The organism is Pseudomonas idahonensis (genome assembly GCF_037903935.1).
In the GTDB taxonomy this organism is placed as follows: domain Bacteria; phylum Pseudomonadota; class Gammaproteobacteria; order Pseudomonadales; family Pseudomonadaceae; genus Aquipseudomonas; species Aquipseudomonas danubii.
This window is the reverse complement of the sequence record NZ_CP149586.1, coordinates 508,673-525,106: the sequence shown is the minus strand read 5'-3', so window position 1 is coordinate 525,106 and position 16,434 is coordinate 508,673. Positions and strand designations below refer to the sequence as shown.

General features: G+C 66.7%; 17 protein-coding genes. All 17 read left to right on the top strand.

All coding sequences use genetic code 11. The features are described from left to right. Window positions 1-6: 6 nt before the first annotated feature. From WIN67_RS02380 to WIN67_RS02300, 17 genes are read left to right on the top strand one after another with little or no spacing between them, the layout of a single operon-like run. Window positions 7-261 carry an acyl carrier protein gene (locus WIN67_RS02380; protein WP_016962653.1) on the top strand — a complete coding sequence of 85 codons (255 nt, stop codon included), beginning with the start codon at window positions 7-9 and terminating at the stop codon, window positions 259-261. Beyond that, window positions 258-803: a hypothetical protein gene (locus WIN67_RS02375; RefSeq protein WP_110651002.1), complete on the top strand. Its 546-nt coding sequence runs from the start codon at window positions 258-260 to the stop codon at window positions 801-803. The genes WIN67_RS02380 and WIN67_RS02375 overlap by 4 nt, the downstream gene beginning before the upstream one ends. Continuing rightward, entirely contained in the window at window positions 800-2,473 is a 1,674-nt protein-coding gene (locus tag WIN67_RS02370; protein ID WP_265074086.1) for an AMP-binding protein, read from the top strand. Before WIN67_RS02375 ends, WIN67_RS02370 begins: the two co-directional genes overlap by 4 nt. A gap of 31 nt (window positions 2,474-2,504) precedes the next feature. Next, entirely contained in the window at window positions 2,505-3,263 is a 759-nt protein-coding gene (locus tag WIN67_RS02365) for a glycosyltransferase family 2 protein (RefSeq protein ID WP_102882201.1), read from the top strand. Then, window positions 3,260-4,216: a glycosyl transferase gene (locus tag WIN67_RS02360; RefSeq protein ID WP_102882067.1), complete on the top strand. Its 957-nt coding sequence runs from the start codon at window positions 3,260-3,262 to the stop codon at window positions 4,214-4,216. The genes WIN67_RS02365 and WIN67_RS02360 overlap by 4 nt, the downstream gene beginning before the upstream one ends. Continuing rightward, on the top strand, window positions 4,197-5,744 hold the full coding sequence (locus tag WIN67_RS02355; protein WP_102882068.1) for an HAL/PAL/TAL family ammonia-lyase: 1,548 nt from the start codon (window positions 4,197-4,199) through the stop codon (window positions 5,742-5,744). Before WIN67_RS02360 ends, WIN67_RS02355 begins: the two co-directional genes overlap by 20 nt. Further along, window positions 5,734-6,159, top strand: a complete 426-nt coding sequence (locus tag WIN67_RS02350) for an acyl-CoA thioesterase (protein WP_102862823.1) — start codon at window positions 5,734-5,736, stop codon at window positions 6,157-6,159. The genes WIN67_RS02355 and WIN67_RS02350 overlap by 11 nt, the downstream gene beginning before the upstream one ends. Further along, window positions 6,156-6,836 (top strand): outer membrane lipoprotein carrier protein LolA, encoded by a 681-nt coding sequence (locus tag WIN67_RS02345; RefSeq protein WP_110595405.1) that lies wholly within the window; start codon window positions 6,156-6,158, stop codon window positions 6,834-6,836. Before WIN67_RS02350 ends, WIN67_RS02345 begins: the two co-directional genes overlap by 4 nt. Further along, the gene (locus WIN67_RS02340) at window positions 6,820-9,162 is read left to right on the top strand and encodes a hypothetical protein (protein WP_339070584.1); all 2,343 of its coding nucleotides are present in this window, start codon (window positions 6,820-6,822) and stop codon (window positions 9,160-9,162) included. The genes WIN67_RS02345 and WIN67_RS02340 overlap by 17 nt, the downstream gene beginning before the upstream one ends. After that, window positions 9,156-10,346 (top strand): sodium:proton antiporter, encoded by a 1,191-nt coding sequence (locus tag WIN67_RS02335; RefSeq protein ID WP_272754232.1) that lies wholly within the window; start codon window positions 9,156-9,158, stop codon window positions 10,344-10,346. Before WIN67_RS02340 ends, WIN67_RS02335 begins: the two co-directional genes overlap by 7 nt. Continuing rightward, on the top strand, window positions 10,333-11,580 hold the full coding sequence (locus WIN67_RS02330) for an NAD(P)/FAD-dependent oxidoreductase (RefSeq protein ID WP_339070583.1): 1,248 nt from the start codon (window positions 10,333-10,335) through the stop codon (window positions 11,578-11,580). Before WIN67_RS02335 ends, WIN67_RS02330 begins: the two co-directional genes overlap by 14 nt. Next, complete coding sequence (locus tag WIN67_RS02325; RefSeq protein ID WP_110595402.1) at window positions 11,577-12,338, top strand: class I SAM-dependent methyltransferase; 762 nt, start codon at window positions 11,577-11,579, stop codon at window positions 12,336-12,338. Before WIN67_RS02330 ends, WIN67_RS02325 begins: the two co-directional genes overlap by 4 nt. Beyond that, window positions 12,335-12,820 carry a DUF3261 domain-containing protein gene (locus WIN67_RS02320; protein WP_110651012.1) on the top strand — a complete coding sequence of 162 codons (486 nt, stop codon included), beginning with the start codon at window positions 12,335-12,337 and terminating at the stop codon, window positions 12,818-12,820. The genes WIN67_RS02325 and WIN67_RS02320 overlap by 4 nt, the downstream gene beginning before the upstream one ends. Next, window positions 12,817-14,013, top strand: a complete 1,197-nt coding sequence (locus tag WIN67_RS02315; protein ID WP_102862816.1) for a beta-ketoacyl-[acyl-carrier-protein] synthase family protein — start codon at window positions 12,817-12,819, stop codon at window positions 14,011-14,013. The genes WIN67_RS02320 and WIN67_RS02315 overlap by 4 nt, the downstream gene beginning before the upstream one ends. Further along, on the top strand, window positions 14,010-14,483 hold the full coding sequence (locus WIN67_RS02310; protein WP_170004045.1) for a hotdog family protein: 474 nt from the start codon (window positions 14,010-14,012) through the stop codon (window positions 14,481-14,483). The genes WIN67_RS02315 and WIN67_RS02310 overlap by 4 nt, the downstream gene beginning before the upstream one ends. Further along, window positions 14,480-15,208, top strand: coding sequence for a 3-oxoacyl-ACP reductase FabG (fabG, locus tag WIN67_RS02305; protein ID WP_102862814.1), 729 nt, complete (start codon window positions 14,480-14,482; stop codon window positions 15,206-15,208). Before WIN67_RS02310 ends, fabG begins: the two co-directional genes overlap by 4 nt. After that, complete coding sequence (locus tag WIN67_RS02300; RefSeq protein ID WP_102882075.1) at window positions 15,208-16,434, top strand: beta-ketoacyl-ACP synthase; 1,227 nt, start codon at window positions 15,208-15,210, stop codon at window positions 16,432-16,434. The genes fabG and WIN67_RS02300 overlap by 1 nt, the downstream gene beginning before the upstream one ends.

Below are 16,434 nucleotides of genomic sequence, written 5' to 3'. Positions count from 1 at the left end.
CCGACCATGCAAACCCGTGACGACATCTTCAACACCCTGCGCGATGCCCTGGTCGAACTCTTCGAGCTTGAGCCTGACAGCATCAGCCTGGATTCCAACCTGTACCAGGACCTGGAAATCGACAGCATCGACGCCGTCGACCTGATCGACCACATCAAGCGTCAGACCGGCAAGAAAATCGCCGCCGAGGAATTCAAGTCGGTGCGTACCGTCAATGACGTGGTCGAGGCGGTCTACCGTCTGGTCCAGCCGGCCGCATGAGCCGGCTGATCGGCCTGGGCTTGTTGCTGGCCGGCCTGCTTTACCCCTTTGCGGTGTATTTCGGTATGGAGCACTTCGCTCCGTGGCAATTCGGCCTGCTGCTGGGCGGCCTGTGGCTGGCCCGGGCGCTGACCGGGGAACGTCGTCCCGGCAGCCTGTGGATGGCAGCCGCGGCGCTCGTCTTCTGCCTGCTGCTGGCGTGGTTCGACCACCCGGCGCTGCTGCGCTGGTACCCGGTGCTGATCAGCAGCTTCATGCTCGGCCTGTTCAGCCTGAGCCTGAAGTACGGCCCGCCGGTGGCGGAGCGCCTGGCGCGCCTTGGCGAGCCGGACCTGCCGGAAAAAGCCATACGTTATACCCGCCAGGTGACCATCGCCTGGAGTGTGTTTTTCCTTTGTAACGGAGTAATCGCCGCGGCCCTGACCCTCTGGGCGCCGCTGAGCTGGTGGACGTTGTACAACGGCCTGATCGCCTACGGGCTGATGGGTTTGCTGTTTGCCATTGAGTGGCTTTTACGACAACGGGTACGAGGCCGTAGATGAACTGGATTGCCCTTGAGCGGCTATTGCTCAGGACCCAAGCACCGCGGGTGGTCAGCGCCCACCCCGATATCGACCTGGAAGGCTTGCAGACCCGGGCCCTGGGCCTGGCCGCGGCCTTGCAAGCGCGCGGCGTGCGACGCCTGGCGCTGCATCTGGAAGATGCCGTCGACCTGGCCGTAGCCCTGCTGGGTGCCTGGCGCGCCGGGGTCAGTGTGTTGCTGCCCGCCGACCTGCAGGCCCAGACCCGCCAGCGCTGGGCGGCGGACGTCGACCTGTGGCTGACCGACCAGGACCCGCCCTTGCAGCCACTGCAGGCTGCGCCGCTGGAACCGGCGGAGCTGGACCTGGACGCCTGCCAACTGAGCCTGTGCACCTCAGGCTCCAGCGGCGAACCCAAGCGCATCGAGAAAAACCTGCGCCAGTTGGCCAACGAGGTCAGCGCCCTGGAACAGCTCTGGGGCGCCGACCTGGGCCCGGCCTGGATCATCGGCAGCGTCGCCACCCAGCATATCTATGGCCTGCTGTTCCGCGTGCTCTGGCCACTGTGCGCCGGGCGTCCCTTCGTGCGCCGTCAATTGCCGTTCCCCGAAGACCTGCAACGGGCCAGCCGCGAATGCCCGGCATTCGCCTGGGTGGCCAGCCCGGCCCTGCTCAAGCGCATGGGCGACAACCTCGACTGGCCGGCCCTGAGCCCGGTGCGCCGGGTGTTCTCCTCCGGCGGCGCCTTGCCTGCCGAGGCCGCCAGCGGGCTGCAACAGCGCCTGCAGCAATGGCCGACGGAGATCCTCGGCAGTTCGGAAACCGGTGGTATCGCCTGGCGCCAGGGGCCAGAGCTGTGGCAGCCCTTTGCCGAGGTGCACCTGAGCCAGGACAGCGACGGCGCACTGCTGATCGCATCGCCCTACCTGCCGCCCGGGCATGTCGAACACACGGCCGATGCCGCGCGCATCGCCGCCGACGGCCGTTTCGAGCTGCTGGGCCGCCTGGACCGCATCGTCAAGCTGGAAGAAAAACGCATCTCCCTGCCCATGCTCGAACAGGCCCTGGAGCAGCACGACTGGGTCGCGGAAGCGCGCCTGGGGGTGATCGAAGACAACCGCGCCTACCTTGGCGCCCTGCTGGTACTCAGTGAGTCCGGCCTGCATGCCCTGCGCAACCAGGGCCGACGCCACCTGACCCAAGCCCTGCGCCAGCACCTGGCCGGGCATTGCGAAGCCCTGGCCCTGCCCCGGCGCTGGCGCCTGCTGCGGCAAATGCCCCTGAACAACCAGGGCAAGCTGCCCCAGGCCGAGGTCCAGGCCCTGCTGTTGGCGCCGCGTCCGCAAGCGCCGGAGGTACTGGAGCAGGTGCAGCACGCAGAAGAGTGGCAACTGCAACTGGCAATCCCGCCAGACCTGGCCTATTTCAGCGGGCACTTCCCCCAGACTCCGGTGCTACCGGGGGTGGTGCAAGTGGACTGGGCCCTGGCTCTGGGTCAGCAGTTGCTCGATCTGCCGGGCCGCTTCGCCGGCATGGAAGTGCTGAAGTTCCAGCAACTGGTGCGCCCCGGCGACCGCATCCAGCTCAACCTGCGCTTCGACGTCCAGCGCCAGAAACTGTATTTCGCCTTCCTGAATGACGGCGCCCCCTGCTCCAGCGGGCGGATCATCCTGGAGGCCAGCTGTGGATAACTCCTCCCACTTCGCGGTTGCAGGCGCTGGCTTGCCAGCCAAGGGTCCAGCGCCGACCCACAAGCCCTGCGCCGTCATTCCGGTCTACAACCATGAAACCGCCGTGCCCGCCGTGGTCGACGCGCTCCTGGCCCGGGGCCTGCCCTGCGTATTGGTGGACGACGCCAGCAGCCCGGCCTGTGCGGCGGTGCTGGAACAACTGGCCGAGCGCGAGCAGGTGTTCCTGATTCGCCTGGCCATCAACCAGGGCAAGGGCGGCGCAGTCATGGCCGGCCTGCGCGAAGCCGCTCAGTTGGGCTTCAGCCACGCCTTGCAGGTGGACGCCGACGGCCAGCACGACCTGGCGGATGTGGATCACTTCATCCAACGCTCACAGGCCCATCCCGAGGCGCTGATCTGCGGTTATCCACAGTACGACGCCAGCGTGCCCAAGGGGCGCCTGTACGCCCGCTACCTGACTCACGTCTGGGTCTGGATCAACAGCCTGTCGCTGCAGATCCCGGACTCCATGTGCGGCTTCCGAGTCTATCCCCTGCCCGCCACGTTGGCCCTGCTGGACTCGGTGCAACTGGGGCGGCGCATGGACTTCGACCCGGAGATCCTGGTGCGCCTGTCCTGGCGCAACCAGCCCATGCACTGGCTGCCGACCCGGGTGCACTACCCCCAGGACGGCCTCTCGCACTTTCGCCTGTTCCACGACAACGCGCTGATTTCCAAGATGCACGCCAAGCTGTTCTTCGGCATGTTGCTGCGCCTGCCGCTGATCCTCTGGCGCCGGTGGCGTTCATGAGCCTGGAGCAACCCAAGGAGCCCGGCAGCGAACACTGGGCCGGCCATCAGGAGCGCGGCAGCTTCTGGCTGATGAAGCTCACCGCCTTCGGTGTACGGGTGCTGGGGCGCCGGGTGCTGAGCCCGGTGCTGTACGCCATAGTTTTCTACTTCTTCCTGTTCGGCCGCCGCGCCCGGCGCAGCATCTGGCAGTACCAGCAGCGCCTGGCCCAATGGAGCGGGCGCGATGAGTTGCGCCCCAGCCACTGGCGGGTGTTCGGCCAGTTCATGGCCTTTGCCGATGCCCTGCTGGACAAGCTCGATGTGTGGAACGGCAAGTTGCGCATCGAACAGATCGAAATCGTCGACCCGGCGCAGCTGCGCCATCAGCTGCGCGGGGAACGCGGACAGCTGCTGGTGGGCGCGCACCTGGGCAACCTGGAAGTCTGCCGGGCCCTGGCCGAGCTGGGCGAGCAAGTGACCATGAACGTGCTGGTGCACACCAAGCACGCCGAACGCTTCAACCGCCTGCTGGGCGAGGCCGGGGCCAGCAACCTGCGGCTGATCCAGGTCAGCGAGCTGGACCCGGCGATCATGCTGCAACTGAGCCAGCGCCTGGACCGCGGCGAGTGGCTGGCGATTGCCGGCGACCGCGTACCGCTGCACGGCGGGCGCAACGTGCGGGTGGATTTCCTCGGCCATCAGGCCGCTTTTCCCCAAGGCCCCTGGCTGCTGGCCGGGCTGCTCAAGTGCCCGGTCAACCTGCTGCTGTGCCTGAAACAGCAGGGCCGCTACCAGGTGATCCTCGAGCCCTTCGCCGAGGCCGTGCAGTGGAAGCGCAATGACCGCCAGCAGGTGATCGCCCAGTGGACCGCCCGCTACGCCGAGCGCCTGGGCCAGTACTGCCTACAGGCACCGCAACAATGGTTCAACTTTTACCCATTCTGGAAGACCGATGACGACCTCGACCCATGAGCCGGTAACCTTCGGCGAACACCCCCTGCGCATCGAAGACGTGCTGGCCCTGGCCAACCGCCAGGTGCCGACGCGCCTGCAAAGCGACGCCGCCTGGCGCCAGCGGATTGCCAAGGGTGCACAGTTCCTCGACTCCCTGCTGGACAAGGAAGGGGTGATCTACGGCGTGACCACCGGCTACGGCGACTCGTGTGTGGTGGCGGTGCCGCTGCAGCATGTCGAGGCCCTGCCGCGTCATCTGTACACCTTCCACGGCTGCGGCCTGGGCAAGCTGCTGGACGCCCAAGCCACCCGCGCCGTATTGGCCGCACGCCTGCAGTCGCTGTGCCACGGGGTTTCCGGGGTCCGGGTGGAACTGCTGGAGCGCCTGCAGGCCTTCCTCGATCAGGACATCCTGCCGCTGATCCCGGAAGAGGGCTCGGTGGGCGCCAGCGGCGACCTGACGCCGCTGTCCTACGTGGCGGCCACCCTGTCCGGCGAACGCGAGGTGCTGTTCCGCGGCGAGCGTCGTGAGTCCGCCGACGTGCACCGCGAGCTGGGCTGGGAGCCCCTGGTGCTGCGCCCCAAGGAAGCCCTGGCGCTGATGAACGGCACCGCAGTGATGACCGGACTGGCCTGCCTGGCCTTTGCCCGGGCCGATTACCTGCTGCACCTGGCCACCCGCATCACCGCCCTCAACGTGGTGGCCCTGCAAGGCAACCCGGAGCACTTCGACGAACGCCTGTTCGCCGCCAAGCCGCACCCGGGGCAGATGCAAGTGGCCGCCTGGCTGCGCCAGGACCTGGCCATCGACGCACCGACCGCGCCCCTGCACCGCCTGCAGGACCGTTACTCGCTGCGCTGCGCGCCCCATGTTCTCGGCGTGCTGGCCGACAGCCTGAACTGGCTGCGGGGCTTTATCGAAACTGAACTCAACAGCGCCAACGACAACCCGATCATCGACGCCGAGGCCGAACGCGTGCTGCACGGCGGGCACTTCTATGGCGGGCATATCGCCTTCGCCATGGACAGCCTGAAGAACCTGGTGGCCAACGTCGCCGACCTGCTGGACCGGCAGTTGGCGCTGCTGGTGGACGTGCGCTACAACCACGGCCTGCCGAGCAACCTGTCCGGCGCCAGCGCCGAACGCGCCATGCTCAATCACGGGTTCAAGGCGGTGCAGATCGGCGCCAGCGCCTGGACTGCCGAAGCCCTGAAAAACACCATGCCGGCCAGCGTGTTCTCACGTTCCACCGAGTGCCACAACCAGGACAAGGTGAGCATGGGCACCATCGCTGCCCGCGACGCGATCCGCGTGCTGGAGCTCACCGAGCAAGTGGCCGCGGCCACCTTGCTCGCAGCCAACCAGGGCGTCTGGCTGCGCCGCCAGGAAGCCGATGCCCGGCCATTGCCACCGGCCCTGGAGGCCATGCACCAGCAACTGGCCGCAGACTTCCCACCGGTGATCGAGGACCGCGCCCTGGAGCGCGAGCTGCGCCTGTGCCTGCAACGTATCGCCGAACAACACTGGAGGCTGCATGCGCAGTAAGGGAGTGATCCACGCCGACACCCAGGTCCAGGTGCCGTTCTTCGACGTCGACACCATGCATGTCGTCTGGCACGGGCATTACGTCAAGTACCTGGAAGTCGCCCGCTGCGCCCTGCTGGACAAGCTCGGCCACAACTACAACCAGATGCTCGAATCCGGCTACGCCTGGCCGGTGATCGACCTGCAACTGCGCTACGTGCGCGGCGCGGTGTTCGGCCAGACCCTGAACGTGCGCGCCAGCCTGGTGGAGTGGGAGAACCGCCTGAAGATCAACTACCTGATCACAGACCTGGCCAGTGGCGAGCGCCTGACCCGCGCCAGCTCGGTGCAGGTGGCCGTGGAGATCGCCAGCCGGGAGATGCAGCTGGCCTCGCCCAAAGTCTTCACCGACGCCGTTGCCAGGGCCCTGCCATGAGGGTAGGAGCGAGCTTGCTCGCGAAGATCGTTGGTCTATCTGCCCATTGCACAGGGCTAAGCAACCTGGTGCGGCGGTTCGCGAGCAAGCTCGCTCCTACGGTTTTGGTGCTGTGGTGTGTGCCGGGGTTGGCCCAGGCCTTCGATCTGCAACAACTGAGCGACCAGCTGTCGCGGCCGGAGGTGATCCACGGTCGCTTCATCCAGGAAAAACACCTGCGCGCCCTGCCCCAGCCATTGACCAGCAAGGGCCACTTCGTCCTGGCGAAAAACCATGGCCTGCTGTGGCTGCTGCAGACCCCGTTGCAGCAGGACTACCGCATCACCGCCACCGGCATTGCCCGGCGCGATGCCGGCGGCTGGCAGATGCTTCCGGGCAAGAGTGCCGGTGCCGAACAGAACCGCCTGTTCCTCGCCGTGCTGCAAGGCGACAGCAGTGGCCTGCAGCGGGACTTCGAACTCAAGCTGCAAGGCAGCGCCGATGACTGGCAATTGCAATTGATCCCCCGCTCCCTGCTGCTGAAACAGATCTTCAACCAGATCAACATCGACGGCGGCGCGCTGGTGCAACGCATCGAACTGCTGGAAGCCCAGGGCGACCGTACCTTGCTGATCATGCAGGACAGCAGCAGTGCCCAACCCTTGAGTGAAGCGGAGCAACATGACTTTGCCGAGTGAACGCTGGCTGCCGCGATCCTTCCTGATCCTGCTGGCCCTGGTGCTGGCCTTGGGCGCCTGGCAATGGCGCCACGGCGCGCCCCTGTCCGCCAACCTGATGGAGCTGGTGCCCGGCACCGCCCCGGACGCCCTGGAGCTGCAGGCCGAACAACGCATGCAGGAACCGCTGAACCGGGAAATCCTGGTGCTGGTGGGGCATGCCGAGCGCGAAAAAGCCGTGGCCATGGCCCGGCAACTGGCCGAGCAATGGCAGGCCAGCGGGCTGTTCGAGAAGGTCCAGTGGAACCTGCAGGCCGACCTGCCGGCCTTGCGCAAGCAACTGCTGCAAGGCCGCCTGGCCATGCTCTCGGCCCATGACCGCGAGCAGTTGATCAGCCAGCCCCAGGCGTTCATCGAGCAGCGCGTGCAAAGCCTCTTCGACCCCTTTGCCGGCTTCTCCCTGGTGCCGAGCCAGGAGGACTGGCTGGGCCTGACCGGACGTATTCAGAACAGCCAGCCGCAACACGGCGCGGTGCAATTGGACATCGGCAGCGGCGCCCTGGTGGCCGACGCCGATGGCAAACAATGGGTACTCCTGCGGGCCCGCACCAACGGCAATGCCTTCGACCTGCAATTGCCCTTGCAGGTGGCCGAACTGCTGGACCACAGCCGCGAACAGGCCGGCCACAGCGATGTACAACTGCTGGCCGCCAGCGGCTTGCTGTACGCCGCCAACGGCCAGCAGCAGGCCAGCCGGGAAATTACCTGGGTTGGCGGAGGCGCCACCCTGGGCATCCTCTTGCTGCTGCTCCTGGCCTTCCGCCGCTGGCGCGCCTTGCTGGCCTTCGTCCCGGTGCTGGTGGGCATGCTGTTCGGCGCCGTGGCCTGCGTCGCGCTGTTCGGGCGCATGCACGTCATGACCCTGGTGCTGGGCTCAAGCCTGATCGGCGTGGCCGTCGACTACCCCCTGCATTACCTGTCCAAGAGCTGGAGCCTGAAACCCTGGCGCAGCTGGCCGGCCCTGCGCCTGACCCTGCCCGGGCTGAGCCTGAGCCTGATCACCAGTTGCATCGGCTACCTGGCCCTGGCCTGGACCCCATTCCCGGCGCTGACCCAGATCGCCGTGTTCTCCGCCGCCGGCCTGCTGGGAGCCTACCTGTCGGCGGTGTGCCTGTTGCCGGCCCTGCTCAAGGGCGTCGAACTGCGTCCGGCGCAATGGCCGCTGCGGGTCGCCGAAGCCTTGCTCGGGGTGCGTGCCGCGCTGCTCAAGCGTGTGCCGAGCCCGGCGTTGCTGGCCCTGTTGGCGCTGTTCTGCGCCGCTGGTTTGTGGCAGCTCGAGAGCAAGAACGACATTCGCCAATGGGTCGGTGCACCGCCGCAACTGATGCAAGAGGCCCAGGCCATTGCCCGGATCACCGGTTATCAACCCACCAGCCAGTTCTTCCTGGTGCGCGCGGCCGATCAGCAGCAATTGCTGGAACGCCTACGCGCCCTGGACCTGCGCCTGCAACAACTGGTGAGCCTGGGCAAGCTCAAGGGCTACCTGTCCCTGGACCAACTGGTGAGCCAACCCGCCGAGCAGCAGCAAGTACGCGAGGCCCTCAAGCAACTGCCGGGCGTCTGGCAGCCGCTGCTGGCGCTGGGGGTGCCCCTGCCGGCCCTGCAAGCGGAGTTGAAACAACTGCAGGACCTGCCCGTGGCCGACATTGATACCGCGCTCATCGGTCCCCTGGCCGAGCCTTATCGCCCGCTGTGGCTGGGCAGCAACGCCAGCGGCGTAGCGGCCATGGTCAGCCTGCAAGGCCTGAACGACGCTGCCCTGCTGCGGGTCCAGGCCGATGACCTGCCAGGGGTGCAACTGGTGGATCGCCTGGGCGAGCTGAACCGCGTGTTCGCCGCAACCCAGGTCAGCGCCGCCGAACTCAAGCTGGCGTCCTGCGTGCTGATCGTGCTGCTGCTGATCCTGCCCTTCGGTTTCGGTGGCGCCTTGCGCCTGGTGGCCCTGCCGCTGCTGGCAGCCTTGTGCAGCCTGGCCAGCCTCGGCTGGCTGGGCCAGCCGCTGACCCTGTTCAGCCTGTTCGGCCTGCTGCTGGTGACCGCCATCAGCGTCGACTACGCGATCCTCATGCGCGAGCAGATCGGTGGCGCCGCCGTGAGCCTGCTGGGCACCTTGCTGGCGGCCCTGACCACCTGGCTGTCGTTCGGTCTGCTGGCGGTGTCCAGCACCCCGGCGGTGAGCAACTTCGGTCTGGCGGTGAGCCTGGGGCTGACCTTCAGCTTCATCCTCGCGCCCTGGGCCGGCCACACGCCGCATCCGACGCCGGCCGCGGAGAACCCGCCATGCTGATCCTGCTGTTCTGGCTGCTGGCCCTGGCCCTGTTCGCCCTGGCCACCTACATCGGGCGCCACCTGGGCCTGATTCCGATTGTCAGCCAACTGCTGCTGGCGACCTTCGGCCTGCCGTTGCTGATGCTGCTGTGGATCGAACCCCACTGGCAGCTCAGCGGCGCGCAGCTGGTCTCCCCGCAATGGCTCAAGTTCCTCTACGGCCTGAGCTTCGCCCTGCTGCTGGGGCACATCCTCAGTGATGTGATCGACCTGCGCCTGGACCGTCAGAGCCTGAAGATCGCCGTGCCGAGCTTCTGCATACCCTTTGCCTGTGGCCTGGCCACGGCCTTCTGGCTGCTGCCGGCGCAACCCTGGATCAGCTCCCTGGCGGTGGGCCTGCTGTTCGCCATTACCGCAATCCCGGTGCTCTACCTGTACCTGCGACACATCCAGTACCCGCCCGCCGCCACCCGGCGCCTGGTGCAGACCGCGATCCTCATCGACCTGACCTGCTGGACCCTGTTCGCCCTGGCCCAGGGCAGCCTGCAGGTCAGCAGCCTGCTGCTGCCCCTGGCGGGCGCCTGCCTGCCACTGGTGCTGCGGGTCCTCGGCCTGCGCCAGCCCCTGCTGCACAGCCTGGGGTTCTTCGGCCTGCTGGTGCTGGCCGAGCACTACAAGCTCAATGCGCTGATCTTCGGCATCGGCTACCTGTTGTGCATGGCCGCCCTCAAGCTGCCGCTGGTGCTGCCGTTAAAGGCTGCCTGGATGAACCGCTTGCAGACCTTGGTCGCCATCCCGCTGATCCTGACGTTCGGCATCGTGCAGATCAATGTGCACAGCGCCATGGACAGCCTCGGCTGGGTGCAACTGGCGGCGCTGCTGTTGCTGCCGATTGCCAGCAAGCTGCTGGGCAACTGGCTGGGCCTGAGCTGGGCCGGCGCCTCCTTCGAGGGCGCCAGCCGCTGGCGGGAAAGCCTGCTGCTGAACATTCGCGGCTTGAGCGAGATCGTCTTTCTCAACCTGCTGCTGCAACAACAGTTGATCAGCCCGGCGCTGTACTTCGCGCTGATGCTCATGGGCCTGATCGCCACCCTGCTGCCGGCCCTGGCCGGGATGCACCGAACGCCTGCGGCCGCGGTAAACGCGGCCCCCTTGAACCTGAACATCGCCGAACCGGCAAGGAGCCCCAGTGCCAACAGTTGAAATGCAACGTCGCCAGGTCGTGGTGATTGGTGCCGGCCCCTCGGGGGCCATCGCGGCCGCGCTGCTCAAGCGCCAGGGCCACGACGTGCTGATCGTCGAGCGGCAACATTTCCCGCGTTTCTCCATCGGTGAAAGCCTGCTGTCCCACTGCCTGGATTTCGTCGAGGAAGCCGGCATGCTGGAGGCGGTGCAAGACGCCGGTTTCCAGCTCAAGAACGGCGCAGCCTTCGCCTGGGGCGAGCACTACAGCGCCTTCGATTTTGGTGACACCTTCAGTAACGGCAAGCCCACCACCTTCCAGGTGCAGCGCGCCGATTTCGACAAGCTGCTGGCCGACCAGGCCGCCCTGCAAGGGGTCGAGATCCGCTACGGCGAAGAGATTGTCGCCGTAGACGTGGAACGGCCGTTGCCGCAGCTCGACTGCCGCCGTGAAGACGGCAGCCAGTACCGCATCGAAGCCGACTTCATCCTCGACGCCAGCGGCTACGGCCGGGTCCTGCCACGCCTGCTGGAACTGGAAGCACCGTCGAACTTTCCGGTACGCCGGGCGGTGTTCACCCATGTCGAGGATCGCATCGACTGCGAGCATTTCGACCGCAACAAGATCCTTATCACCACCCACCCGGAACACCGCGACATCTGGTTCTGGAGCATCCCCTTCAGCAACGGCCGCTGCTCGGTGGGCGTGGTGGCCGCCGACGAACACTTCGCCGGGCGCGATGGCGACCTGGACGCCTGCTTGCGCGGCTTCATCAACGAAACCCCGAGCCTGGCCCAGGTCCTGAAAAACGCCGAGTGGGACACCCCGGCGCGGACCATCGGCGGCTACTCGGCCAACGTCACCACCCTGCACGGCCCGGGCTTCGCCCTGCTGGGCAATGCCGCGGAATTCCTCGACCCGGTGTTCTCCTCCGGCGTGACCATCGCCATGCGTTCATCGAGCATGGCCGCCGCGGTGCTGCACCGTCAGTTGCAAGGCCAGAGCGTCGATTGGCAGAGCGAGTTCGCCGAACCGCTCAAGCGCGGCGTCGACACCTTCCGCTGCTACGTCGAAGGCTGGTACGCCGGCACCTTCCAGGACGTGATCTATCACCCGGGCAGCTCGCCGGAAATCCGCCGCATGATCAGCTCGATCCTCGCCGGCTACGCCTGGGATGAGCGCAACCCCTTCGTCAGCGAGCCCAAGCGCCGGCTCAAGGCCCTGTCGCAAGTCTGTGCGAGGGACGTGGCATGAGCGAACCATCCAGCCAGTACCTGAGCGCCAGCTACGTCGAGGAAACCCGCTTCGGCTTCTGGTTCCTGCGCAGCCACACCTGGCAGCACCATGTGCTGCGGGTGGCCATCAATGACCTGCGTTCGCTGTTCGATGGCGAGCTGCCGGCCCACCCGGTGCTGCTGGATGCTGGCTGCGGCCAGGGCAAGTCGTTCCAGTACCTGCGCCAGGTGTTCGCTCCGCAGCGCCTGATCGGCCTCGACGCCGACCCCCACAGCCTCAAGCTCAGCGCCGAGGAAGCCCGGCGCCAGCAACTGCAGGTGGAACTGATCGGCAGCGACTGCGCGACCCTGGAGCTGGCGGACGCCAGCGTCGACCTGTTGTTCTGCCACCAGACCTTCCATCACCTGGTGGAACAGGAAAAGGCCCTGGCCGAGTTCTATCGCGTGCTCAAGCCTGGGGGCTACCTGCTGTTCGCCGAATCCACCGAGGCCTACATCGATACCTGGGTGATCCGCTGGCTGTTCCGCCATCCGATGCATGTACAGAAAAGCGCCGCCGAGTATCTAGAGATGATTCGTCGGCAGGGCTTTGAGTTCGGCCCGCAGAACGTGTCTTATCCTTACCTGTGGTGGAGCCGCGCCAAAGACTTCGGCCTGTTGGAGCGCTTCGGCCTGCGCCAGCCGCCGCCGGTGGGCCAGCGCGAGGAAACCCTGGTCAATGTGGTGGCCCGCAAGCCCCTGAATCCCCCGGTCGCCGAGGAAGGTCTGCCCGCATGATCCGCGCTCTGCTGCTCGGTTGTGTCCTGTTGCTGAGCGCTTGCGTCAGTCAGGCTCCGCTGCCCGAGCGCACGCCTTCCCTGGTGTTGCCGTTGCAGTTGCATGTGCAGCGCCAGGCGGATGGCCAACGCCAGGACTGGCTGCTGGTGATCCAGGCTGAAGGCGCGGACCTGCGCTGGTCGCTGATGGACCCATTGGGCATTCCCCAGGCCCGTCAGCGCCTGGTGGCAGGCCGGTGGCAGGCCGATGGCCTGCTGCCCCCCAACCCGGAGGCCCGGGAGCTGTTCGCAGCGCTGCTGTTCGCCCTCACACCCGAGGCGGAACTGGCCGCCAACTACCCGGGCGCCCGTCAGCAAGGCGCCCAACGTACCCTCGGCCCACGCTGGCGGATTGACTATCAACAACTTCTGGATTTCGAGTTGAACCTGCCTCAAGGCCCGCACTACCACATCACTGCACTGAGTACCGAGGCCACCCCATGACGGCCTACCTCAATGCCCTCGGGGTGATTTGCGCCCTGGGCCGCAATCGCCAGGAAGTCGCCCGCAGCCTGTTTGCCGGCGACTGTTCAGGCATGCGCGACGAAAGCCACTGGGTGCCCGAGCGCACCTTGCCGGTGGCGGCGGTACGCGGTCCACTGGCCCCCATGCCCAGTGGCTTCCAGGCGCAAAACAGCCGCAACAACCAATTGCTGCTGGAGGCCACGCTGCAGATCGAGGACGACATCCGCCAGGCGATCCAACGCTATGGCCGTGGCCGCATCGGTATCGTCCTGGGCACCAGCACCTCGGGCATCGACGAAGCCAGTCGCGGCATTGCCCGTTATCTGCAGGACCGGCAATTCCCGGCGGATTACGACTACCGCCAGCAGGAGCTCAGCGCGCCGGCAAACTTCCTCGCCGACTGGCTGCAACTGTGCGGCCCGGCCTATGTGATTTCCACCGCCTGCACTTCCAGCGCCCGGGCCCTGATCAGCGCCCGGCGCCTGCTGGACCTGGGCCTGTGCGACGCGGTGCTGTGCGGCGGGGTCGACAGCCTGTGCCAGCTCACCCTGAACGGCTTCACCGCCCTGGAGGCGGTGTCCGCTCAGCGCTGCAATCCATTTTCCCGCCACCGCGACGGCATCAACATCGGTGAAGCGGCGGTGCTGTTCCTGATGAGCAAGGAACCGGGCCGTGACTCGCCCATTGCCCTGCTGGGCGGCGGTGCCAGTTCCGATGCCTACCATATTTCCGCCCCGGCCCCCGACGGTCGAGGAGCCTTGCAGGCCATGAAACTGGCCCTGCACAGTGCCGGCTTGCAGCCACAACAGATCGGCTACCTGAACCTGCACGGCACCGCCACCCAGCACAACGACGCCATGGAGAGCCTGGCGGTGGCGCAGCTGTTCCCCGAAGGCGTGCCCTGCTCATCGACCAAGCCCATGAGCGGCCACACCCTGGGGGCCGCTGGTGCCCTGGAGGCCGCGTTCTGCTGGCTCAGCCTGAGCGCCGAGAACCCCGCCCAGGCACTGCCGCCGCACCTCTGGGACGCCCAGGCCGACCCGGCCCTGCCGGCACTGCGCTGGGTCACCCCGGCCGACCGCCTGGACCCGCACGCCCCGCGCCGCCTGATGAGCAATTCCTTCGCCTTCGGCGGCAACAACGTCAGCCTGATTATCGGAGACGCCCCATGATTGACTGGCCGCTCGCCGAGTTGCTGCCCCATGCCGGGGACATGATCCTCATCGATCAGGTCCTGGCCTTTGATGAAGAACAGATCCGCACTCGCCTCCAAGTTCGCCCCAGCGGCCTGTTCAACCGCGCCGATGGCAGCCTGCCGGCCTGGGTCGGCATCGAACTGATGGCCCAGAGCGTCGCCGCCTACGCCGGTTGCCGCGCCCGCCAGCAGGGCTTGCCGGTGGAGCTGGGTTTTCTTCTGGGCACCCGTAAATTCGAGTGCAACGTTGAACATTTCCCCGTCGGCAGCACCCTGGAAATCCACGCCCTGCGCTCCCTCGAAGACGACAACGGCATGGGCGTGTTCGAGTGCCACCTCAGCGGCCCCGGCATTGCCGCCAGCGCGCGCCTGAATGTGTTCCGCCCGCCCCAGGCCGCCGACTATCTGCATGAAACACCTGCCTCTTCTACAGGAACCCCGTCATGACTGACTCCGTACTGGTCACCGGCTCCAGCCGTGGCATCGGCCGTGCCATCGCCCTGCGTCTGGCCCAGGCTGGCTATGACCTGGTGCTGCATTGCCGCAGCGGCCGCAGCGAAGCCGAAGCCGTCAAGGGCGAAGTCGAGGCCCTGGGCCGCAGCGCCCGCATCCTGCAATTCGACGTGTCGGACCGAGCGGCCTGCAAGGCCGCGCTGGAAGCCGACGTTGAGACTCATGGCGCCTATTACGGCGTGGTGCTCAATGCCGGACTGACCCGCGACGGCGCCTTTCCGGCCCTCAGCGAAGAGGACTGGGATCAGGTGCTGCGCACCAACCTCGACGGTTTCTACAACGTCCTGCACCCGGTGATGATGCCGATGATCCGCCGCCGCGCCGCCGGGCGCATTGTCTGCATCACCTCGGTGTCGGGGCTGATCGGCAACCGTGGCCAGGTCAACTACAGCGCTTCCAAGGCCGGGTTGATCGGCGCCGCCAAAGCCCTGGCCATCGAGCTGGGCAAGCGCAAGATCACCGTCAACTGCGTGGCCCCGGGCCTGATCGACACCGCCATGCTCGACGAGAACGTGCCGGTGGACGAACTGATGAAGATGATTCCCGCCCAGCGCATGGGCACCCCGGAAGAAGTCGCCGGCGCGGTGAACTTCCTGATGTCCGCCGAGGCCGCCTACATCACCCGCCAGGTGCTGGCGGTGAACGGGGGCCTGTGCTGATGAAACGCGTGGTCGTCACCGGCATGGCCGGCATCACCTCCCTGGGCAGCGACTGGGCCCGCATCGCCGAGCGCTTCGCCGCCAACCGCAGCGGCATCCGGCGCATGGACGAGTGGGACAGATTCAGCGAGCTCAATACCCGCCTGGCCGGCCCCATCGATGACTTCCAGGTGCCCGGCCACTGGACCCGCAAGCAACTGCGCAGCATGGGCCGGGTTTCGCGCCTGGCCGTGGGCGCCGCCGAGCAGGCCCTGGCCGACGCCGGGCTGCTAGGCGACCCGTCGATCAAGGACGGGCGCATGGGCGTGGCCTGCGGTTCTTCCACCGGCAGCACCGACGAGATCAAGGCCTTCGGCAACATGCTGCTGAACTCAGTGGCCGAAGGGCTCAACGCCAACTCCTACGTGCGCATGATGCCCCACACCACCGCGGCCAATATCAGCATCTTCTTCGGCCTCACCGGGCGCCTGATTCCCACCTCCAGCGCCTGCACCAGTGGCAGCCAGGGTATCGGCTACGCCTATGAAGCGATCAAGTTCGGCCGTCTGCCGCTGATGCTTGCCGGCGGCGCCGAAGAGCTGTGTCCCACCGAGGCCATGGTGTTCGACGCGCTGTATGCCACCAGCCTGAAAAACGATGCACCCCACACCAGCCCGCGGCCCTACGACACCGACCGCGACGGTCTGGTGATTGGTGAGGGCGGCGGCATGCTGGTGCTCGAAGAACTGGAACATGCCCTGGCCCGCGGCGCCCGCATTCACGCGGAAATCGTCGGCTTCGGCAGCAACGCCGACGGCCAGCACACCACCCGTCCCGAGCAGAGCACCATGCGCCGGGCCATGGAGCTGGCGCTGGAGGATGCGGCCCTGTTCCCGGCGGCCATCGGCTACGTCAACGGCCATGGCACGGCCACCGAACAGGGCGATATCGCCGAGACCCAGGCCACCAGCAGCCTGTTCGGCAGTCGCATGCCCATCAGCTCGCAGAAGAGCTTTCTCGGCCACACCCTGGGCGCCTGCGGCGCGCTGGAATCCTGGTTCAGCATCGAGATGCTCAACCGGGACCTGTACGTGCACACCTGCAACCTGGACCAGGTCGACCCGCGCTGCGGCGAGCTGGACTACCTGCAGGGCGGTTTCCGGGCCATGAGCCACGAATACGTGATGAACAACAACTTTGCCTTTGGCGGCGTCAACACCTCGTTGATCTTCCGCCGCTGGCGCTAA

Bases quoted from the DNA above. Each gene is read 5' to 3' on its own strand.
- WIN67_RS02370 (WP_265074086.1), top strand. From the start codon at position 800: ATGAACTGGATTGCCCTTGAGCGGCTATTGCTCAGGACCCAAGCACCG.
- WIN67_RS02345 (WP_110595405.1), top strand. From the start codon at position 6,156: ATGAGGGTAGGAGCGAGCTTGCTCGCGAAGATCGTTGGTCTATCTGCC.
- WIN67_RS02380 (WP_016962653.1), top strand. From the start codon at position 7: ATGCAAACCCGTGACGACATCTTCAACACCCTGCGCGATGCCCTGGTC.
- WIN67_RS02315 (WP_102862816.1), top strand. From the start codon at position 12,817: ATGACGGCCTACCTCAATGCCCTCGGGGTGATTTGCGCCCTGGGCCGC.
- WIN67_RS02325 (WP_110595402.1), top strand. From the start codon at position 11,577: ATGAGCGAACCATCCAGCCAGTACCTGAGCGCCAGCTACGTCGAGGAA.
- WIN67_RS02340 (WP_339070584.1), top strand. From the start codon at position 6,820: ATGACTTTGCCGAGTGAACGCTGGCTGCCGCGATCCTTCCTGATCCTG.
- WIN67_RS02320 (WP_110651012.1), top strand. From the start codon at position 12,335: ATGATCCGCGCTCTGCTGCTCGGTTGTGTCCTGTTGCTGAGCGCTTGC.
- fabG (WP_102862814.1), top strand. From the start codon at position 14,480: ATGACTGACTCCGTACTGGTCACCGGCTCCAGCCGTGGCATCGGCCGT.
- WIN67_RS02350 (WP_102862823.1), top strand. From the start codon at position 5,734: ATGCGCAGTAAGGGAGTGATCCACGCCGACACCCAGGTCCAGGTGCCG.
- WIN67_RS02310 (WP_170004045.1), top strand. From the start codon at position 14,010: ATGATTGACTGGCCGCTCGCCGAGTTGCTGCCCCATGCCGGGGACATG.
- WIN67_RS02355 (WP_102882068.1), top strand. From the start codon at position 4,197: ATGACGACCTCGACCCATGAGCCGGTAACCTTCGGCGAACACCCCCTG.
- WIN67_RS02300 (WP_102882075.1), top strand. From the start codon at position 15,208: ATGAAACGCGTGGTCGTCACCGGCATGGCCGGCATCACCTCCCTGGGC.
- WIN67_RS02335 (WP_272754232.1), top strand. From the start codon at position 9,156: ATGCTGATCCTGCTGTTCTGGCTGCTGGCCCTGGCCCTGTTCGCCCTG.
- WIN67_RS02360 (WP_102882067.1), top strand. From the start codon at position 3,260: ATGAGCCTGGAGCAACCCAAGGAGCCCGGCAGCGAACACTGGGCCGGC.
- WIN67_RS02375 (WP_110651002.1), top strand. From the start codon at position 258: ATGAGCCGGCTGATCGGCCTGGGCTTGTTGCTGGCCGGCCTGCTTTAC.